Source organism: Paraburkholderia caribensis (assembly GCF_002902945.1).
GTDB classification, from domain to species: Bacteria; Pseudomonadota; Gammaproteobacteria; order Burkholderiales; family Burkholderiaceae; genus Paraburkholderia; species Paraburkholderia caribensis.
In genome coordinates this window covers 1,334,464-1,353,062 of the sequence record NZ_CP026101.1, presented here as the reverse complement: position 1 = coordinate 1,353,062, position 18,599 = coordinate 1,334,464, and the positions used below count along the sequence as shown (strand labels likewise).

Here is an 18,599-nt window from a genome sequence, read left to right as displayed (position 1 = left end):
TCTGACACGGCGTTGCCTGCGCGCATGCTTCGCACGGGTCAATGGCACAACCGTTTACAATACGCGATTCGACCATGCCGCGCGGGATGCCGCCATTTCGCGCAACGTGCCTCGCCGCCTGCCCGGCGGCGCACCGCGTCCATCGCGCAGCAACCGTCTTGCATGAGACCAGAGGAGACACTGTGGCAATCTACAAGCTTGGCGACGCCGCCCCGACCATCCACGAAAGCGTGTTCATCGCGGACACGGCGACCATCATCGGCAAGGTGACCGTCGAAGAAAACGCGAGCGTCTGGTTCGGCGCGTCGATTCGCGGCGACAACGAGCCGATCACCGTCGGCAAGGGCACTAACATACAGGAAGGCGCCGTCCTGCACGCCGATCCGGGCTTCCCGCTGACGCTCGAAGCCGGCGTGACGGTCGGCCATCAGGCGATGCTGCACGGCTGCACGGTCAAGGAAGGCGCGTTGATCGGCATTCAGGCCGTGGTCTTGAATGGAGCGGTAATCGGCCGCAATTGTCTGGTTGGCGCAGGCGCCGTCGTTACCGAGGGCAAGGTTTTTCCTGACAATTCCCTGATTCTCGGATCGCCCGCAAAGGTTGTCCGGGAACTGACTGAAGCAGATATCAAAGGCCTGAAGCGCGCTGCGGACATCTACGTGGAGCGCAGGGATTATTTCAAGGCGCAACTCGTGCGCATCGGCTAGGGCCGACCGCACGGCGCGCCACGCGCGGCCTTCCCACCGCGCGGTTCGACCGAGGAAAAGTTGTGAGTGACCAGTTGCAGAAATTCATGTTCAGCGCGGCGCCCGTTCGCGGCGAGATCGTTTCGCTGAGCAACACGTGGCAGGAAGTCCTGACGCGCAGAAGCTATCCGGCGCCCGTGCGCAACGTGCTCGGCGAGATGATGGCGGCGTGCGCGCTGCTGTCGGCGAATCTGAAGTTCGACGGCACGCTGATCATGCAGATCTTCGGCGACGGCCCCGTGAAGATGCTCGTCGTGCAGTGCAATTCGGACCTGTCGATGCGTGCCACGGCCAAGTTCTCCGGCGATGCCGCCCACCTGATCGCCGACGACCTGACGCTGGTCGATCTCGTCAATCCGGGCGGCCACGGCCGTTGCGTGATCACGCTCGATCCGAAGAACAAGGTTCCCGGTCAGCAGCCTTATCAGGGCATCGTGCCGCTTTCTGACGAAAACGGGCCGCTCAGGTCGATGGCGCAAGTGCTCGAGCACTACATGCATCATTCGGAGCAGCTCGACACGCGTATGTGGCTTGCTGCGAACAATGAGCGCGCGGTCGGCATGCTGCTGCAGAAGCTCCCCGGCGACGGCGGCATCGTCCCGCATCCGGGCGAGATCGACGCCGATACGTGGGATCGCCTGTGCACGCTCGGCAGCACGCTGTCACAGGACGAAATGCTCGCGGAAGACCCGAATACGCTGTTCCGGCGCCTGTTCTGGCAGGAAAACGTCCAGCATTTCGAGCCGACGCGAACCCGCTTCGAGTGCACGTGCTCGCGTGCGCGGGTCGGCAATATGCTGAAAATGCTGGGCCGCGAAGAAGTGGACAGCGTGATCGAAGAGCGTGGCCACGTCGAAATTCACTGCGAGTATTGCAATCAGCGCTATGAATTCGACCCGGTCGACGTGGCGCAACTTTTTGTCGCGAGCGGGCTCTCACAGGGAGTGGCGCCCGCTGCCGAACAGCGGCACTGAAGCCGGAACGTCCGCGTCGCTTTGCCCGCCGCTGCGGGCGGGCGACGACGGCGCGGTATCATCGGATACTGGCGGCCGCGTGATTTCCGGCCAACGATTTGCTTAGGTATCCGACCGATGGAGGTCGATATGAATGCCCCTTCGCTGTTCCAACCTGCACACCGCATAGCGGCGCTCGTTCTCGTTGCGGGCGCGGCGGCGCTGTCGGGCTGCATGATGGACCCGCCCGGCCCATCGCCCATTTACAGCCGCCTTCCTGCGGATCAGTCGGGCATCGCCACGACGGCGCAGCCGCTCACACCGGAAGAACGCGCCCGCTACGACGCGATCGACAGGCAGGTGATGGCCGAGCAGAACCAGGCCATGGCCGCCGACGCCGCCGCGCAGGCGTATTCGCGCTACGCCGCGCCGCCCGTCTCCGTGTACGGCAGCTACTACAGCGGCGGATGGGGGCACGGCTGGGGCACGGGCATCGGCTACGGCTATGCGCCGGGCTGGGGTTGGGGCTGGTGAGCATCACCCGGGCCTGACTGCCCGAACGGCCGCCCGCGTTTCGTCCCGCCAAATAAAAAGGCGCGGTTCATTTCGAACCGCGCCTTTTTCATGAGCCTGCCCAACTGGCACCTCTGCACCAGCCGTCAACCCGGCTTCTTCTCCTTCGCATCCTTTTTCGCGTGCTTGCGATCCGGCTTCGCGCGCGATTCCGGATTGGGCACCACCCGCAACGGCGCGCCCGTGATCTGCCCGCGTGTCGACGTGTTCGACTGCGGCGCGTTCGCCGCCGGCGACGGCGCGTTCGGCGACACGAACTGCACGAACACCTCGCTGTCCTTGACCATGCCCATTTCGTAGCGCGCGCGCTCTTCGACGGCGGCCGTGCCGTTCTGCAGATCCTGCACCTCACCCTGGATGCGCTCGTTGCGCTCCTTCGCGTCCGCGTTCTTTTTCAGTTGCTGCGCCAGTTCCTGCTGCAATTCGTGCACGCGCAGCCAGCCGCCATGGCCCCACCATAGAGGGTATTGGATCAGCACCAGCAGGACGAGCAGAACGACGGTGACAAGCCGCATGAAGTGAATTGCAGGGTTGAATGTGCGCCGCCCTGCGCTTTACGCAGGGCGGTAGGGTGAATCAGTAGCGAAGCATAACCGGTTTAACGGTTATTGAGACGGGTTTGTTGACATCAAGCGTCACTTACTCGCGTCAATCCGGCTCATTCGAGGGCGTTCAACGCAGGTTGTAGAACGCCGACTTGCCCGGATAGCTGGCGATATCGCCGAGATCTTCCTCGATGCGCAGCAGCTGGTTGTACTTCGAGATACGGTCCGAGCGCGACAGCGAGCCCGTCTTGATCTGACCCGCGTTGAGACCGACCGCGATGTCTGCGATGGTCGAGTCTTCCGTTTCGCCCGAGCGGTGCGAGATCACGGCCGTGTAGCCCGCGCGCTTGGCCATTTCGATCGCTGCGAAGGTTTCCGTCAGCGTGCCGATCTGGTTGATCTTGATCAGGATCGAATTCGCGATGCCCTTTTCGATGCCTTCCTTCAGGATGCGCGTGTTCGTCACGAACAGATCGTCGCCGACCAGTTGGATTTTCTTGCCGAGCTTGTCGGTGAGAATCTTCCAGCCTTCCCAGTCGCTTTCGTGCATGCCGTCTTCGATCGACACGATCGGGAATTTATCCGCGAGCGCGCCGAGGTAATCGGCAAATTCCGACGACGACAGTTGCAGGCCTTCGCCCGCGAGCTGGTACTTGCCGTCGTGGTAGAACTCGCTGGCGGCGCAGTCGAGCGCGAGCAGCACGTCTTCACCAGCGCGGTAGCCGGCTTTTTCGATGGCTTGCAGGATGGTCGACAGGCATTCGTCGTTGCTGCCGAAGTTCGGCGCGAAGCCGCCTTCGTCGCCCACGGCCGTGCTCATGCCGCGATCCGACAGGATCTTCTTCAGCGCGTGGAACACTTCGGCGCCGCAGCGCAGCGCTTCGCGGAACGTCGGCTGGCTGACGGGGACGATCATGAATTCCTGGATGTCCAGGCTGTTGTTCGCGTGCGCGCCGCCGTTGACGATGTTCATCATCGGCACGGGCAGTTGCATCGCGCCCGAACCGCCGAAGTAGCGGTACAGCGGCAGGCCGGCTTCTTCAGCCGCCGCCTTCGCGACGGCCATCGAGACAGCCAGCATCGCGTTCGCGCCGAGGCGCGACTTGTTGTCGGTGCCGTCGAGTTCGAGCAGCGTCTTGTCGAGGAAGGCCTGCTCGGAAGCGTCGAGGCCCATGATCGCTTCGGAGATTTCGGTGTTGATGTGCTCGACGGCCTTCAGCACGCCCTTGCCGCTGTAGCGGCCAGCTTCGCCGTCGCGCAGTTCGATCGCTTCCCGCGAGCCCGTGGATGCGCCCGACGGCACAGCCGCGCGGCCCATCGTGCCCGATTCGAGCAGCACGTCGCATTCGACGGTGGGGTTGCCTCGCGAATCGAGAATCTCGCGACCGATGATATCTACGATAGCACTCATGGTTTCCTCTGAAATGACGATGAATTCTTAAGTTGAGACGTCCGGCTCACTTCGACAGCACGCGTCCGGACGCGTTCGACGACCATCGGGTTGGAGCACGCGCGCACGCCGGACAGCGGCGAAGCGCGCGTGGCTGCATCAGTTGAAATCGTTCTCGAGGAACGGCGTGCGCTTCACGGCCTGATCGAGGGTCAACAGCGTCTCGAGCAGATCGGCCATGCGATGCAATGGCACGGCATTGGGACCGTCCGACTTCGCCTCAGCCGGATTCGGATGGGTTTCCATGAACAGACCCGCGATGCCCGTGGCGACGGCGGCACGCGCCAGCACCGGGACGAATTCGCGCTGGCCGCCCGAACTCGTGCCCTGCCCGCCCGGCAACTGCACCGAGTGGGTCGCGTCGAACACGACGGGCGCGCCCGTTTCACGCATGATCGCGAGCGAGCGCATGTCGGACACGAGGTTGTTATAGCCGAACGACACGCCGCGCTCGCACGCCATGAAGCGGTCTTCCGACAGACCCGCTTCACGCGCGGCGTCACGCGCCTTGTCGATCACGTTCTTCATGTCGTGCGGCGCGAGGAACTGGCCCTTCTTGATGTTGACGGGCTTGCCCGAACGCGCGCACGCGTGGATGAAGTCCGTCTGGCGGCACAGGAACGCAGGCGTTTGCAGCACGTCGACCACGGAGGCCACCTGCTCGATCTCGTGTTCGCTGTGAACGTCGGTCAGAACGGGCAGGCCGAGTTGACGCTTCACTTCGGACAGAATGCGCAAACCCTCATCCATTCCCAAGCCACGGAACGACTTGCCGCTGCTGCGATTGGCCTTGTCGTAAGAAGACTTGTAGATGAACGGAATTTTCAGCTTCGCGCAGATTTCCTTCAGCTTGCCGGCCGTGTCGATCGTCATCTGTTCAGACTCGACGACGCAGGTGCCAGCGATCAGGAAAAACGGCCTGTCGAGGCCGATTTCGAAATCGCCCAGTTTCATACTTTCTCCTCGACGCTCGCTTCGCGATGGGCGCGCGCCGCTTCGACGAATGCCTTGAAGAGCGGGTGTCCGTCGCGCGGCGTCGACGTGAATTCGGGGTGGAACTGAACGCCGACGAACCACGGGTGCATCGAACGCGGCAGTTCCATCATTTCCGGTAGATCTTCGCTCGGAGTACGGGCGCTGATGATAAGGCCGCCCGCTTCGAGCTGGGGCACGAAGCGGTTATTGACTTCATAACGGTGACGGTGACGCTCGTTCACATCCTTGCCGTAGATCTCTTCAGCCATCGTGCCCGGCTTGATCGGGCAGCGCTGCGAACCGAGGCGCATCGTACCGCCCAGATCAGATTCTTCCGTACGCTTCTCGACCTTACCGTCGCGGTCGTACCACTCGGTAATCAGCGCGACCACGCGATTCGGCGTTTCCGGGTCGAATTCCGTGCTGTTCGCATCCTTCAGGCCAACCACGTCGCGCGCGAATTCGATCACGGCGAGCTGCATGCCGAGACAGATGCCGAGATACGGCACCTTCGCTTCGCGTGCGTAGCGGATCGCCTTGATCTTGCCTTCCGTGCCGCGACGGCCGAAACCGCCCGGCACCAGCACGGCATCCAGATGCTTGAGGCTGTCGACGCCGTGTTCTTCCACCTCTTCGGAATCGATGTATTCGATGTTGACCTTGGTCGACGTGTGGATCGACGCATGGCGCAACGCTTCGATCAGCGACTTGTACGACTCCGTCAATTCGACGTACTTGCCGACCATGCCGATCGTCACTTCGCTCTTCGGGTTTTCGAGCTTCTCGACGAGGCCCGACCACATCGACAGATCTGCCGGCTTGGCCGTCAGCTTCAGCTCTTCGCAGATCAGTTCGTCGAGGCCCTGGTCGTGCAGCATCTGCGGAATCTTGTAGATGCTGTCGACGTCCCACACCGAGATCACGGCGTCTTCCGGGACGTTCGAGAACATCGAGATTTTCGCGCGCTCGTCGTCGGGAATACGGCGGTCGGCGCGGCACAGCAGTACGTTCGGATAGATACCGATTTCGCGCAGCTTCTGCACGCTGTGCTGCGTCGGCTTGGTCTTCAGTTCGCCCGCGGTGGCGATGAACGGCACCAGCGTCAGGTGCACGAAGCACGCGCTGTTACGGCCCATGCGCAGGCTCATCTGACGCGCGGCTTCGAGGAACGGCAGCGATTCGATGTCACCGACCGTGCCCCCCACTTCGACGATGGCGACATCCGGCTCGCCGCACGTCGCGGATGCCGCGCCGCGCTCGACGAATGCCTGGATTTCGTTCGTGATGTGCGGAATGACCTGCACCGTCTTGCCGAGATAATCGCCGCGGCGTTCCTTGCGGATCACCGATTCGTAAATCTGGCCCGTGGTGAAGTTGTTGGCCTTGCGCATCTTCGTGCTGATGAAGCGCTCATAGTGGCCAAGGTCGAGGTCGGTCTCCGCGCCGTCTTCCGTCACGAACACTTCGCCGTGTTGAAACGGGCTCATCGTGCCGGGGTCGACGTTGATGTAGGGGTCTAGCTTGAGGAGGGTGACTTTCAGACCGCGCGATTCGAGGATCGCGGCGAGGGAAGCGGCGGCAATACCCTTGCCGAGGGAAGAAACTACGCCGCCGGTGACGAAAACATATTTGGTCATCGCTGGATGCTCGCGGGAAAAACGGATTATACCCGAACGTGTGCATCCAGCCCATACCTGGGGCGGCTCGTTCGCGACGATCGAGCGTTCTATTTGAGCATCCGCAGGGCCGCTTTTCGCATGGATGCAGGATGGATTTCTGTTCGCGAGTTGCGTGCGTCAAATCCGCCACGGGTTTGTTGCGGGTTTATGTCGCAGCGCACCCGGGCGTTTCATTTATTCGCGAACGGGGATGCCGTCACGGGGGAAAATCATTCGAGCCCGCGCAGTATTCTCTGCACGGCGCGTGCCGTTTCGATGGGCCGTTCCATCGGATACAGATGGCTTCCTTCCATCCACTCGAAATGCTCGCCCGCGATGCGCCGGGTGGCGTGCAGTCCCGCCTGCCGCACTTCCCGCGAGCGCGTCCCGGCGACGAAGCCGACGGGCACGGGCGCGCCGCGCGCGAGCCGGCCGCCGAAGGTATGCGGCAAGGTCTTGTAGATCCGGTACTCGGTCTGCCGGTCGAACGCGAGTTCCCGCGTGCCGTCGGCGCCCGCTTGCGGAATGCCGAAGTCGATGTAGTCGGACAGGACCCGCTCGTCCCAGCGCGCGAACGCGGCCTTCGCGTGGAAGTGCCGCCATGCCTCGTCGCGGCTGCCCCAGCGTGTGCGCCGCGTGCGCGTCGCCGCCGCGGGCGACAGCCGCTCGTCCAGCCCCGTCCACTGCGACACACGCAGCATGTTGCTGCGCCAGCCCGCGATGACGGGCGAATCGAGCATCACCACGCCGCGCACCCATTGCGGCTTCTTCAGCGCCGCCATCAGCGAGAGATAACCGCCGAGCGAATGCCCGACCAGCCACACCGGGTTCTCGTAAGCACGCCCGATATCATCCAGCAACTCGTCGACCAGATGCGGCCAGTCGCGCGTCACGGGGTAGCGCGCGTCATGGCCGATCCGCTCGATGAAACGCATGTCGTAGTCGTCGGAGAGTTCGGCGAAGATCGTCCGATAGGTGGACGCCGGGAAGCCGTTCGCATGCGAGTAATGAATGATGTTCTTCAAGCGCTCGGTCTCCGTTCTGATTTGTTCTTACTTGCGCTGCAGGTGTTTCGTTACGGCTCCATCCAGTAGCGGCGATGTGTCTGCCGGAAGCGCTCGAGCGACACGCTCGCGCCACCTGCCTCGATGCGCGCGGCGCCGTCTTCGTCGCTGCGCGAAAGCTCGATGCCGCGCGCCCGATACCGTTCGTACACGCCCGCGTACGGATGATGAAACCGGTTGCGATAGCCTACCTGAAATACCGCGATGGACGGCTCGATAGAGTCGAGGAACGGCTCGGTCGACGAAGTCTTGCTGCCGTGATGCGGCACGAGCAGAATCTGCGCGCGCAATGCGGCAGGCTCGCGCGCGAGCAGCGTGCGTTCGACGGGCGCTTCGATGTCCGCGGCCAGCAAGGCGACGACGGGCGTCGGCTTGCCGGCCTGCGTTTGAATCCGGGAGCCGCTCGCGGGAACGCCCGCCGTGCTCACGCGCAGCACGCAGCAGTGCGCGTTGGGCTTGCCTTCCAAGGGACCGGGGTCGGGCCAGAGTATCGCGAAGTCGACACCGTCCCACTGCCAGCGCTGGCCCGCCGCGCAGCGGACCGTTTGTGCGCCCTTCCCGGCCGCCTCGCGCCAGAGCGCGTGGCCTGTTGGAAGCCCCGCCAGCAGTTGCCTCACTTCGATTGCTTCCAGCACGGCGGGCGCGCCGCCCGAATGGTCGGAGTCGGCGTGACTGACGATCAGCGTATCGAGCGTGGCGATGCCCGCCGCCTGCAGATAAGGCACGACGATCCGCTCGCCCGCGTGCGTCGATTCGGGCCCGGGCCCGGCATCGAACAGCAGCGTGTGATGCGCGGTTTCGACGACGATCGACGAGCCTTGCCCGATGTCGAGCGCCGTGAGCCGGAACGCGCCTTCGGCGGGCGCGGCCGATGCCGGCGCGAGCAGCGGCAGCCACGTCAGCGGCGCGGCCCAGCGCAACGGCCAGCCGGCAGGCGCAAGACACCACGCGGCGCCGACGGCCGCAAACGCCATCGCCCATGCATCGGGCTGCGGCAACTGCCAGACCGTCCATGCCGGGCCGGACAGCAGTTGCAGACCGGCTGCGAGCAGGTCCAGCAACTGATGCGCGAAGCGAAAAGCGAACGCATCGAGCGGCGCGGGCAATGCGATGCCGGCTATCACTGCAGGCGTCACGAAGACGCTGACCCATGGGATCGCGAACGCATTGGCCACGGGACCGATCAGCGGAATCTGCGAGAAGAAGCACACCGTCAGCGGCGCGAGCGCGATCGTCACCGCGAACTGGACGCGCGCACCGCTGCGCACGCGCCCGATCAACGCGCCGATCCGCGAGCGCAACACATCGGCGCAGCGCCTCACTAGCGAGCGTTCGCCGGGCGCCTCATCTAGCGAGCCGGGCGCTCCGCTTCGCGTGACGCGCACCGCTCCCGACATCGCGAACAGGATCGCGCCAACCGCCACAAACGACAGCCAGAACCCCGCCGACACCACCGCCCACGGATCGACCAGCAGCACGAGCCCCAGCGCCCACGCGATCACGACGGAAGGCGCGACGCGCCGTCCGCCGGCATAGGCGAGCGCGACGACGCCCGCCATCCACAACGCCCGTTGCGCGGGCACATTGAAACCGGCAAGGGCCGCATGAAAAGCGGCGAACAGCGCACCGCTCACGATCGCCACTTTCTGGGCGGGCACGAGCAACGGCAAGCCGCGTCCGATCAAGAACGAATGCCGCCATAACGACCCGATCAACCATCCTGCGAACCCCGCGACAAAGCCAATGTGCAAACCGGAAATCGCCACCAGGTGGCTCGTGCCCGTGCGCCGCATCAGCAGCCAGTCGGCGGCGCTGACGGCGTCCTGCGCGCCGATCGCCAGTGCGACGACGATTCCCGTGTGCGGCGCATCGCCGAGCACGGCGGCAATACGGGCGCGGATCGCCGATCGCCAGCCGTCGATCAGCACGCCCGCTCCGCCTGCCCTCCCCGCAAGCCGCACCGCGCGCGAAGGCGCGCTCACATAGCCCGTCGCCCGAACATCGCGCGCGAGCAACACGGCTTGTGCGTCGCGCACGCCCCAGTTCGCGTTTCCATGAGCACGCTTGAGCCGCACCTCCAAACGCCAGCGTGAACCCGGTTCGAGCACAGGCGGCGGCGCGTCATCTGCGATCCACGATAGTTGCAGCGTGCGCGGAAACCGAGGGACGACCGCATCAGCGGATTCAACGACGAACAGAAAACGCACACGGTCCGCGCTGCGCGCCGGCAAACCTTTGACCCAGCCGCTCACGGCGATATCGCGCCCCTCCCACGCATGCGGCAATTCAAACGCAAGCCGCGCCTGCGCGCGCCACGCCGCATAACCGAAGCCACAGCACGCCGCCGCACACAGCACGGCGCACCAGCCCGCGCGCGTGGACCACGCGCTGCCGCGCCGCAAGCCCGTCCACGCCACCAGACTCAGCGCGCAGGCGCTGGCGACCGACACGAGCCAACCCGGCCCGCCCGGCAACGAGGACTGCTGCTGCAACCACACGACGCCCAACGCAAAACCGCACCACACTGCCCGCATGCCGCCTCCGCAACCGACGCCCGCGCCGCCCGATCACATGATTCATCAGGAAGCCGAATCAATATGCGCGCCACTACAAACGCGAGCCGAACAGTGATTATGCAGAGTAAAGCGCGAGTCGCGGCAATGCGGCGTGCGCATTAGCCGTTGTGCCTATCGCCAGCGTGTTTTTGTCGATGCCGCGCTGCCCGGCGAGGATCGCGCCGATCGCGGGAATCTGGTCCGGCGTGTTGCGCTGCCTGTAGAGCCACGACGGGGCGATATCGGGGGCGTCGGTTTCGACGACGAGCGCGTCGAGCGGCAACTGCGCCGCGAGCCGCCGGATCTGCAACGCGCGCTCGAAGGTCACGTTGCCGCCGAAACCGAGGTGCATGCCGTGATCGATGAACGCCTGCGCCTGCTGGAAACTGCCGTTGAACGCATGCGCGATGCCGCGATTGACGTGATTGCGCCGCAGGCCCTTCAGCACCTGATCCTGCGACTTGCGCACGTGGCAGATCACGGGCAGATCGAATTCGCGCGCGAGCTTGAGTTGCTCGTTGTAGTAGAACTGCTGCGTCTCGTCGTCGAGACCCGGCACGAAATAGTCGAGGCCGATCTCACCGAGACCGACGAACCGCGGATCGTCGAGACTCGCCTCGATTTCCATGCGCAGCACGTCGAGATCGGACGGCTGCGCCTGCGGCGTGAAAAGCGGGTGAATGCCGAGCGCGTACGCCCCGCCCTGCACACGGTGCGCCAGTTCGCGCACCGTCGAAAAGTTGCTGCGCGCAATACCCGGAATCACGATCCGGCTCACGCCCGCTTCGAGCGCGGCGCTCGCGACGGCGTCGCGGTCCGCGTCGAATTCCGAAGCGTCGAGATGACAGTGCGTATCGATCCACATGCGCGCAGCCTCGTGTCGAATGGAAGCGCCGGCCTCAGACGGGCACGGTCGGCTCCTCGTACAGCACGCCGTCGCGCAGACGCATCGTGCGGTCGCAGCGCGCGGCCAGGTCGGGATCGTGCGTGACGATCACGAAGCTCGTCGACAGCGTGTTCGACAACTCCAGCATCAGGTTGAACACCGTATCCGCCGTGCCGCCGTCGAGATTGCCCGTCGGCTCGTCGGCGAGCACGCAGGCGGGCTTCGTGACCAGCGCGCGCGCAATCGCCACGCGCTGGCGTTCGCCGCCCGACAATTCGCCCGGACGATGCTTCGCGCGATGCGCGAGCCCCACCCGTTCGAGCATGTCATGGGCCTGCTTGCGTGCGTCTTCCGTCGTCATGCGGCGGATGCGCAGCGGCATCGCGACGTTGTCCAGCGCGGTGAATTCCGGCAGCAGATGATGGAACTGATAGACGAAGCCGAGCGCGCGGTTGCGCAGATCGTTGCGCTCGCGCTCGGAGAGCTTCGTGAACGGCTTGCCCATCACCTCGACATGCCCGGTGCTCGGATCGTCCAGGCCGCCCAGCACGTGCAGCAGCGTGCTCTTGCCGGAGCCGGACGCGCCGACGATCGCGAGCTTCTCGCCGCGCCGCACGGAAAGCTGCGTGTTGTTGAGCACCTGCACGTTCAGGCCGCCCTGAACGAACGCCTTCGAAATGCCCGTTGCTTCGAGCACGTACGGATGCAAACCAGTTTCGTCGGCGGTCATGAGGGTGTTGTTCGGACGATCATTCATAACGCAGCGCCTCCGCCGGACGCACCTTGGCGCCGCGCCAGCTCGGATACAGCGTCGCGAGGCACGACAGCAGGAACGCGATCACGCCGATCTTGACCACGTCGCCGGGGACCAGTTCGGACGGCAGTTCGCTGATGAAGTACACCGACGGCGGCAGAAACTGCACGTGCAGCAGATGCTCGATCATCGGCACGAGCCACGGAATGCTCCACGCGATCAGGCAACCGAGCGCGACGCCGATCGCCGTGCCGACGAAGCCGATCGTCATGCCCTGGATGACGAAGATCTTCATGATCGAGCCGGGCTGCGCGCCGAGCGTGCGCAAGATCGCGATATCGGCCTGTTTGTTGGTGACCGTCATCACCAGCGACGACACCAGGTTGAACGCCGCCACCGCGATGATCAGCGTCAGGATGATGAACATCATGCGCTTCTCGATCTGCACGGCCGAGAACCAGGTCTTGTTCTGCTGCGTCCAGTCGCGGATATACAGATCGCCCGACAACGTGCGCGCCAGCTGATGCGCGACTTCCGGCGCGCGCTGCATGTCCTTCAGCCGCAGCCGCACGCCCGTCGGCGCGGGCAGCCGGAACAGCGCCTCCGCGTCCTTGATATTGATCAGCGCGAGCGTGCTGTCGTACTCGTAGTGGCCGGACTCGAACACGCCGACCACCGTGAACTGCTTGAGACGCGGCAGCAGGCCGGCGGGCGTCATCGTGCCTTCGGGCGCGACGAGCGTAATCTTGTCGCCCGCCGTCACGCCGAGGCTCCCGGCCAGATCGCCGCCGAGCACGATGCCGAACTCGCCGGGCTTCAGCTCGTTCAGGCTGCCCGCCTTCATCTCCTTGCCGATGTCCGACACTTCCGGTTCCAGCGAAGGCTCCACGCCGCGCAGCGCGACGCCGCTCACGGCGTCCTGGCGCGTGAGCAGCGCCTGCGCTTCGACATACGGCGCCGCGCCGATCACTTCCTTGTTCTGCTTCGCCTCTTGTGCCGTCAGTTGCCAGTTCGGCATCGAGCCCGTCGGCGAAAAGATCTCGACGTGCGCGAGCACCGACAGCATGCGGTCGCGCACCTCCTTCTGGAAGCCGTTCATCACCGACAGCACGACGATCAGCGCTGCCACGCCGAGCGCGATGCCCGACATCGACACGAGCGCGATGAACGAGATGAAGCCGTTACCCGTGGTGCGTTTGCCGGCGCGCGTGTAGCGCCAGCCTATCTGCCATTCGTATGGAAGTTTCAAGCGAGTCCTTTTTCAGCGTGATTGCGCTGTGTTCTGCATTTGCCTGCCGCGGCGCCCGCGCGCTGGTCGAAAAAACCTGTCGGGCGCACGAAAGCCGTGTCGATTGGGCGCGAATTCCGGCCGATGGTTCCAGAACACCGGCTTGCGGCGCTTTCCTCATACGGCGCGCGGGCTGCCATGCTGCGCGACGACGCGCACGACACCGTCCGGTGCGCAATCGTTGCGTGAATTGTACGCACTGGCGCACAAGCGACGGATTTCCGTCCGGCCGAACCGGCCGCCATTTCGCCCGCCATCGCGGATCAACGGGGCGAAGTTTGCCATACAATGCGCAGCATCATGAATGCCAACCGACTGCATCTCCTTCTACCTTTCGCGCTGCCCGCCGCAGCCGACGCATCCACGGCGCTGTACTCCCTCGACATTCCCGCCCTCGACAAACTGATCGCCCGCGCGACGCTGGTCGAACGCGTGATCGGCGAAGACTTCCAGCGCACGCTGCCGCACGAGCGCTGGGTGGCGCGCAGTTTCGGCGCGGTGCCCGCCGGCACGGCCGCCGCCGACGAGGCGCCGCTCGCGCCCTACATGTTGCTCGCCGACGGCGGCAACCCTGGCGACGCGACATGGGCGTGCGTGCAGCCGGTGCATGTGCGGATCGCGCACGACCATCTGGTGCTGATCGATCCCGCGTCGCTGGAACTCGCGGACGACGACGCGCGTGCGCTGTTCGACGTCGCGCGTCCGCTGATCGAGGAACTGGGCGTGCGGATCGAGGCGCCGCAGCCGTCGCGCTGGTATCTGTCGAGCGACGCGTTCGGCACGCTGGCGGGCGCGTCGCCGCTGCGCGCGAGCGGGCGCAACATCGAAATCTGGCTGCCGCACGAGGCGCACACGGGCGAGCGCTCGCGCGCCTGGATGAAGCTGCAGAACGAAGTGCAGATGGCGTGGTTCGAGCATCCCGTGAACGAGGCGCGCGAGGCGCGCGGCCTGCCCGCCGTCAACTCGATCTGGTTTCATGCGCAAGGCGCAGCGCAGCCGGTCAGGAGCGACTTTGCACGCGTGCTGTCCGATGCAGCGGCGACGCGCGGTCTCGCGCTCGCCGCGCGGGCGGCCACAGCCGCGCCGCCTGTGACATACGACGCCTGGCGTGCGGACAGCGCGAACGGCAGCGCCGCCGCGACGCTGGTCGAAATCGACCCGTTTTCCGCACCGTTCATCGAACAGGACTGGGGCCGCTGGAACGCCGCATTCGCCGCGCTGGAGCGCGACTGGCTCGCGCCCGCGCTCGCCGCGTTGCAGGCGGGCGAGCTCGGCGCGCTCGGTCTCACGCTGTGCGGCGACACGGGCTCGGTGACACTCAATATCACGCGCGGCGATCTGCGCAAATTCTGGCGACGGCGTCTGTTCGCGTCGCTCTTCATCGAATGAACTGTTCTTTTGCTCCAGGTTTTGCCGCATGACTCGAATCGTTACGCGCCCTTGCTCTCCCGCCGACGCCGAAGCGCTGATCCGGCACGGCCTGCACCCCGTGCTCGCGCGCCTTTATGCATCGCGCGGCGTGTGCCTGCCCGATGAACTCGAGACGGGACTCGCGCGCCTGACGCCGCCCGCCTCGCTCAAGGGCTGCGATGCCGCCGCCGCGCTGCTCGCCGATGCCATCGAAGGCGGGCGCCGCATGCTGGTCGTCGCGGACTACGACTGCGACGGCGCGACGGCTTGCGCTGTCGCGGTGCGCGGTTTGCGGATGTTCGGCGCGCAGATCGACTATCTGGTGCCGAACCGCTTCGAGTACGGCTACGGGCTCACGCCCGAAATCGTCGCGCTGGCCGCGCAACGGCCGGGCGGCAAGCCCGACCTGCTGATTACCGTCGACAACGGCATTGCGAGCGTCGATGGGGTGGAGGCGGCGAACGCGCTCGGCATCGACGTGCTCGTCACCGATCACCATTTGCCCGGCGACGACCTGCCCGCCGCGCGCGCGATCGTCAATCCGAACCAGCCGGGCTGTACGTTCCCGAGCAAGTGCATCGCGGGCGTCGGCGTGATGTTCTATGTGCTGCTCGCGCTGCGCGCCGAACTGCGCCGCCGTGGCGCCTTCGGCGAGACGCGTCCGGAGCCGCGCCTGGATGGGCTGCTCGATCTCGTCGCGCTCGGCACGGTCGCTGACGTCGTGAAGCTCGACGGCAACAATCGCGTGCTGGTGGCGCAGGGCTTGCAGCGTATCCGCAACGGCCGCATGCAGCCGGGCATCGCCGCCCTGTTTCGCGCCGCGGGCCGCGATGCACGCAGCGCGTCGGGCTTCGATCTCGGCTTCGCGCTGGGCCCGCGACTGAATGCGGCGGGACGGCTGTCGGACATGTCGCTGGGCATCGACTGCCTGACGACGGACGACGTCGGGCGCGCCTGGGAACTCGCGCAGCAGCTCGACACGATGAACCGCGAGCGGCGCGAAATCGAAGCGGGCATGCAGCAGCAGGCGCTCGACGACCTGTCGACGTTCGATCCTGCCGGCTCGACGACGATCACGCTGTTCAACGCGAGCTGGCACCAGGGCGTGATCGGCATCGTGGCCGGGCGGCTGAAGGAGAAATTCCACCGGCCGTCGTTCACGTTCGCGCTGGCCGACGACGGCGGCGCCACCGTCAAGGGCTCGGGCCGCTCGATTCCGGGCTTCCATCTGCGCGATGCGCTCGATCTCGTGTCGAAGCGCGAGCCGGGGCTGATCGCCAAATTCGGCGGCCACGCGATGGCGGCGGGCCTGACGATCGCCACGGCCGATATTCCGCGCTTCACGGCGGCGTTCGAGCGGGTTGGGCGCGAGTGGCTGACGCAGGAGGTGCTGGCGCGGACGGTCGAGACGGATGGCGATCTGGAAGATGCGTATTTCACACCGCAATTCGTCGAGATGATCGATGCGGCTGTCTGGGGACAGGGGTTTCCGGCGCCTGTTTTTTCGGGCGAGTTCGAGGTGATGTCGCAGGCGCTGGTGAAGGATAAGCATCTGAAGCTGCAGTTGATGCGCGGGCGCCAGCGGTTCAATGCGATCTGGTTCAATCACACGGATCCCTTGCCGGCGAGGACGACGGTGGCCTATCGGTTGTCGGCGGATACGTGGAATGGCGTTGCACGTGTGCAACTGATCGTTGAGCATGCAGTGCTCTAGGCTGGGGGCGCCCAGCCCTGGCGCTTTGATCCGCTATAATTTTGGTTTTTCGCTGGAAGGGGTGTGGTTGGCCTTTTTTCGGTTTTGGGTTTGGTTTTGGTTTGGGTTGGGTTTGCTCGCATCCGCGATTTGCGCTTGAACTGGCATCCGCGATTTGCCTTCGTACTTCAGGCGTCGCCCCTGTGCGGGGCGGCACCTACTTTTCTTTGCCGCCGCAAAGAAAAGTAGGCAAAAGAAAGCGGCTCACACCGCCAGTGACAGTTCTTGCCTGAGGGCCCCCAGCGGGTCTTATGCTTCACACGGCAACGTCTCCGTCGGCGCATGTTGCCAACGCTTCGGATGAGCGCCTCACCCGCTTCGCATTCCCATGCGCGAGCAAGCGGCAGCGAACGGTTGGCGCCGCCCAGGTGGCAAACTGTGTGCAGGCTTTCGCGTCGTACGCGCACCACTCCGAACTGTGAAGCAGGGTTGGTGTTTCTGGTAAGAGCGCTTTCTGTGCGGTGCGACAACCTACACACAGTTTGCCACCTGGGCGGCGGTGGACTATCTGGCGCGGCATGCTGGAATGTGGGTGTGTGAAGCGGGTGAGGCGCTCATTCGAAGCGTTGGCAACGGGCGTGCGTCCCGTGATTGTCGTGTGAAGTGTAAGGCCCTGTGGGGGCCCTCAGGCAGGAAGAAATGTTGGCGGTTTGAGCCGCTTTCTTTTGCCTACTTTTCTTTGCGGCGGCAAAGAAAAGTAGGTGCCGCCCCGCACAGGGGCGACGCCTGAAGCACGCTAACAATGCGCGGATGCCAGCGCAAAGGCGAATCGCAGATGCCACCGCCAAACCAAACCAAACCAACAACGCAACCCAAAACCCAAACCCCAACAGCGTCGCAGACAAAAAACCCCCATCTATTTGAAACTGGATCGACATGGAAGCGGAACGCCTCAACGCAATCGAATCCTCCCTTGCGGACCTGCGCACACGCGCAGGCGAGCTCCGGGGGTATCTTTGACTACGATGCAAAGTCGGTACGACTGATCGAAGTCAATAAGGAACTCGAAGACCCGAACGTCTGGAACGACTCGAAGCACGCCCAGGCGCTCGGCAAGGAAAAGAAGCTGCTCGAAGGCGTCGTCGACGTGCTGAGCGCGCTCGATAACGATCTGCGCGACACGCAAGACCTGTTCGACATGGCGCGCGAGGAAAACGACGAAGACACGCTCGTCGCGGTCGAAGAGGACGTCGCGAAACTCGAAGCGCGCGTCGCCGATATGGAATTCCGCCGGATGTTCTCGAACCCGGCCGACCCGAACAACGCGTTCATCGACATCCAGGCGGGCGCAGGCGGCACGGAAGCGTGCGACTGGGCGGCGATGCTGTTGCGTCAGTACCTGCGCTACTGCGAGCGCAAGGGCTTCAAGACGGAAGTGCTCGAAGAATCCGAAGGCGATGTCGCCGGCATCAAGAGCGCCACCGTCAAGGTCGAAGGCGAATACGCATACGGCTTCCTGCGTACCGAAACAGGCATTCACCGCCTCGTGCGCAAGTCGCCGTTCGACTCGTCAGGCGGCCGTCATACGTCATTCTCGTCGGTGTTCGTCTATCCGGAAATCGATGAATCGTTCGAGATCGAAGTCAATCCGGCCGACCTGCGCATCGATACCTACCGTGCTTCGGGCGCGGGCGGTCAGCACATCAACAAGACCGACTCCGCGGTGCGTATCACGCACGTCCCGTCAGGTATCGTCGTGCAGTGCCAGAACGACCGCTCGCAGCACCGTAACCGCGCCGAAGCCATGGCCATGCTGAAATCGCGCCTGTACGAAGCCGAAATGCGCAAGCGCCAGTCGGAACAGGACAAGCTCGAAGCGGGCAAATCGGACGTGGGCTGGGGCCACCAGATCCGTTCGTACGTGCTCGACAACAGCCGCATCAAGGATCTGCGCACCAACGTCGAAATCAGCAACACGAAGAGCGTGCTCGACGGCGATCTCGACGCGTTCATCAGCGCGAGCCTGAAACAGGGCATCTAAAGCGCATC

The 18,599-nt window shown here is 64.6% G+C and carries 15 protein-coding genes; 6 read left to right on the top strand and 9 right to left on the bottom strand.

Features of this window, described 5'->3' with window-relative positions; translation table 11 throughout:
• The first annotated feature begins 182 nt into the window (after window positions 1–182).
• From C2L66_RS05985 to C2L66_RS05975, 3 genes are all read left to right on the top strand, one after another.
• Entirely contained in the window at window positions 183–707 is a 525-nt protein-coding gene (locus C2L66_RS05985; RefSeq protein ID WP_054934391.1) for a gamma carbonic anhydrase family protein, read from the top strand.
• Between the two features lie 62 nt (window positions 708–769).
• A complete protein-coding gene (gene hslO, locus C2L66_RS05980) occupies window positions 770–1,720 on the top strand; it encodes an Hsp33 family molecular chaperone HslO (RefSeq protein WP_054934390.1) in 951 nt (316 codons plus the stop codon).
• A 129-nt stretch (window positions 1,721–1,849) separates the two neighbouring features.
• Entirely contained in the window at window positions 1,850–2,233 is a 384-nt protein-coding gene (locus C2L66_RS05975) for a hypothetical protein (RefSeq protein ID WP_054934418.1), read from the top strand.
• A gap of 125 nt (window positions 2,234–2,358) precedes the next feature.
• Here C2L66_RS05975 and ftsB read toward each other — a convergent pair whose 3' ends face one another.
• From ftsB to C2L66_RS05930, 9 genes are all read right to left on the bottom strand, one after another.
• A complete protein-coding gene (gene ftsB / locus C2L66_RS05970) occupies window positions 2,359–2,787 on the bottom strand; it encodes a cell division protein FtsB (protein WP_035990653.1) in 429 nt (142 codons plus the stop codon).
• Window positions 2,788–2,944: 157 nt separating this feature from the next.
• Window positions 2,945–4,228: a phosphopyruvate hydratase gene (gene eno / locus C2L66_RS05965; RefSeq protein ID WP_035990651.1), complete on the bottom strand. Its 1,284-nt coding sequence runs from the start codon at window positions 4,226–4,228 to the stop codon at window positions 2,945–2,947.
• 138 nt (window positions 4,229–4,366) lie between these two features.
• Window positions 4,367–5,221, bottom strand: coding sequence for a 3-deoxy-8-phosphooctulonate synthase (gene kdsA, locus C2L66_RS05960; protein ID WP_054934389.1), 855 nt, complete (start codon window positions 5,219–5,221; stop codon window positions 4,367–4,369).
• Window positions 5,218–6,879 carry a CTP synthase gene (locus C2L66_RS05955; RefSeq protein WP_054934388.1) on the bottom strand — a complete coding sequence of 554 codons (1,662 nt, stop codon included), beginning with the start codon at window positions 6,877–6,879 and terminating at the stop codon, window positions 5,218–5,220. The genes kdsA and C2L66_RS05955 overlap by 4 nt, the downstream gene beginning before the upstream one ends.
• 251 nt (window positions 6,880–7,130) lie before the next feature.
• Window positions 7,131–7,925 carry an alpha/beta fold hydrolase gene (locus C2L66_RS05950; RefSeq protein WP_060601385.1) on the bottom strand — a complete coding sequence of 265 codons (795 nt, stop codon included), beginning with the start codon at window positions 7,923–7,925 and terminating at the stop codon, window positions 7,131–7,133.
• A gap of 50 nt (window positions 7,926–7,975) precedes the next feature.
• The gene (locus C2L66_RS05945; protein ID WP_060601388.1) at window positions 7,976–10,498 is read right to left on the bottom strand and encodes a DNA internalization-related competence protein ComEC/Rec2; all 2,523 of its coding nucleotides are present in this window, start codon (window positions 10,496–10,498) and stop codon (window positions 7,976–7,978) included.
• A 97-nt stretch (window positions 10,499–10,595) separates the two neighbouring features.
• Window positions 10,596–11,384 carry a TatD family hydrolase gene (locus C2L66_RS05940; protein ID WP_054934386.1) on the bottom strand — a complete coding sequence of 263 codons (789 nt, stop codon included), beginning with the start codon at window positions 11,382–11,384 and terminating at the stop codon, window positions 10,596–10,598.
• A gap of 34 nt (window positions 11,385–11,418) precedes the next feature.
• A complete protein-coding gene (gene lolD / locus C2L66_RS05935) occupies window positions 11,419–12,162 on the bottom strand; it encodes a lipoprotein-releasing ABC transporter ATP-binding protein LolD (RefSeq protein ID WP_054934385.1) in 744 nt (247 codons plus the stop codon).
• Window positions 12,155–13,408 (bottom strand): lipoprotein-releasing ABC transporter permease subunit, encoded by a 1,254-nt coding sequence (locus tag C2L66_RS05930; RefSeq protein WP_054934384.1) that lies wholly within the window; start codon window positions 13,406–13,408, stop codon window positions 12,155–12,157. Before C2L66_RS05930 ends, lolD begins: the two co-directional genes overlap by 8 nt.
• A gap of 327 nt (window positions 13,409–13,735) precedes the next feature.
• Here C2L66_RS05930 and C2L66_RS05920 point away from each other — a divergent pair, with 327 nt between their 5' ends.
• From C2L66_RS05920 to prfB, 3 genes are all read left to right on the top strand, one after another.
• Entirely contained in the window at window positions 13,736–14,836 is a 1,101-nt protein-coding gene (locus C2L66_RS05920) for a hypothetical protein (RefSeq protein WP_060601393.1), read from the top strand.
• 28 nt (window positions 14,837–14,864) lie between these two features.
• Complete coding sequence (gene recJ / locus C2L66_RS05915; RefSeq protein ID WP_060601395.1) at window positions 14,865–16,571, top strand: single-stranded-DNA-specific exonuclease RecJ; 1,707 nt, start codon at window positions 14,865–14,867, stop codon at window positions 16,569–16,571.
• Between the two features lie 915 nt (window positions 16,572–17,486).
• Window positions 17,487–18,591, top strand: a protein-coding gene (prfB, locus tag C2L66_RS05910; protein ID WP_098021540.1) for a peptide chain release factor 2 whose coding sequence is annotated in 2 segments (ribosomal slippage) — window positions 17,487–17,567 and window positions 17,569–18,591 — 1,104 coding nt in all. Because the reading frame shifts where the segments join, the coding sequence is not laid out codon by codon here.
• Window positions 18,592–18,599: the final 8 nt, after the last annotated feature.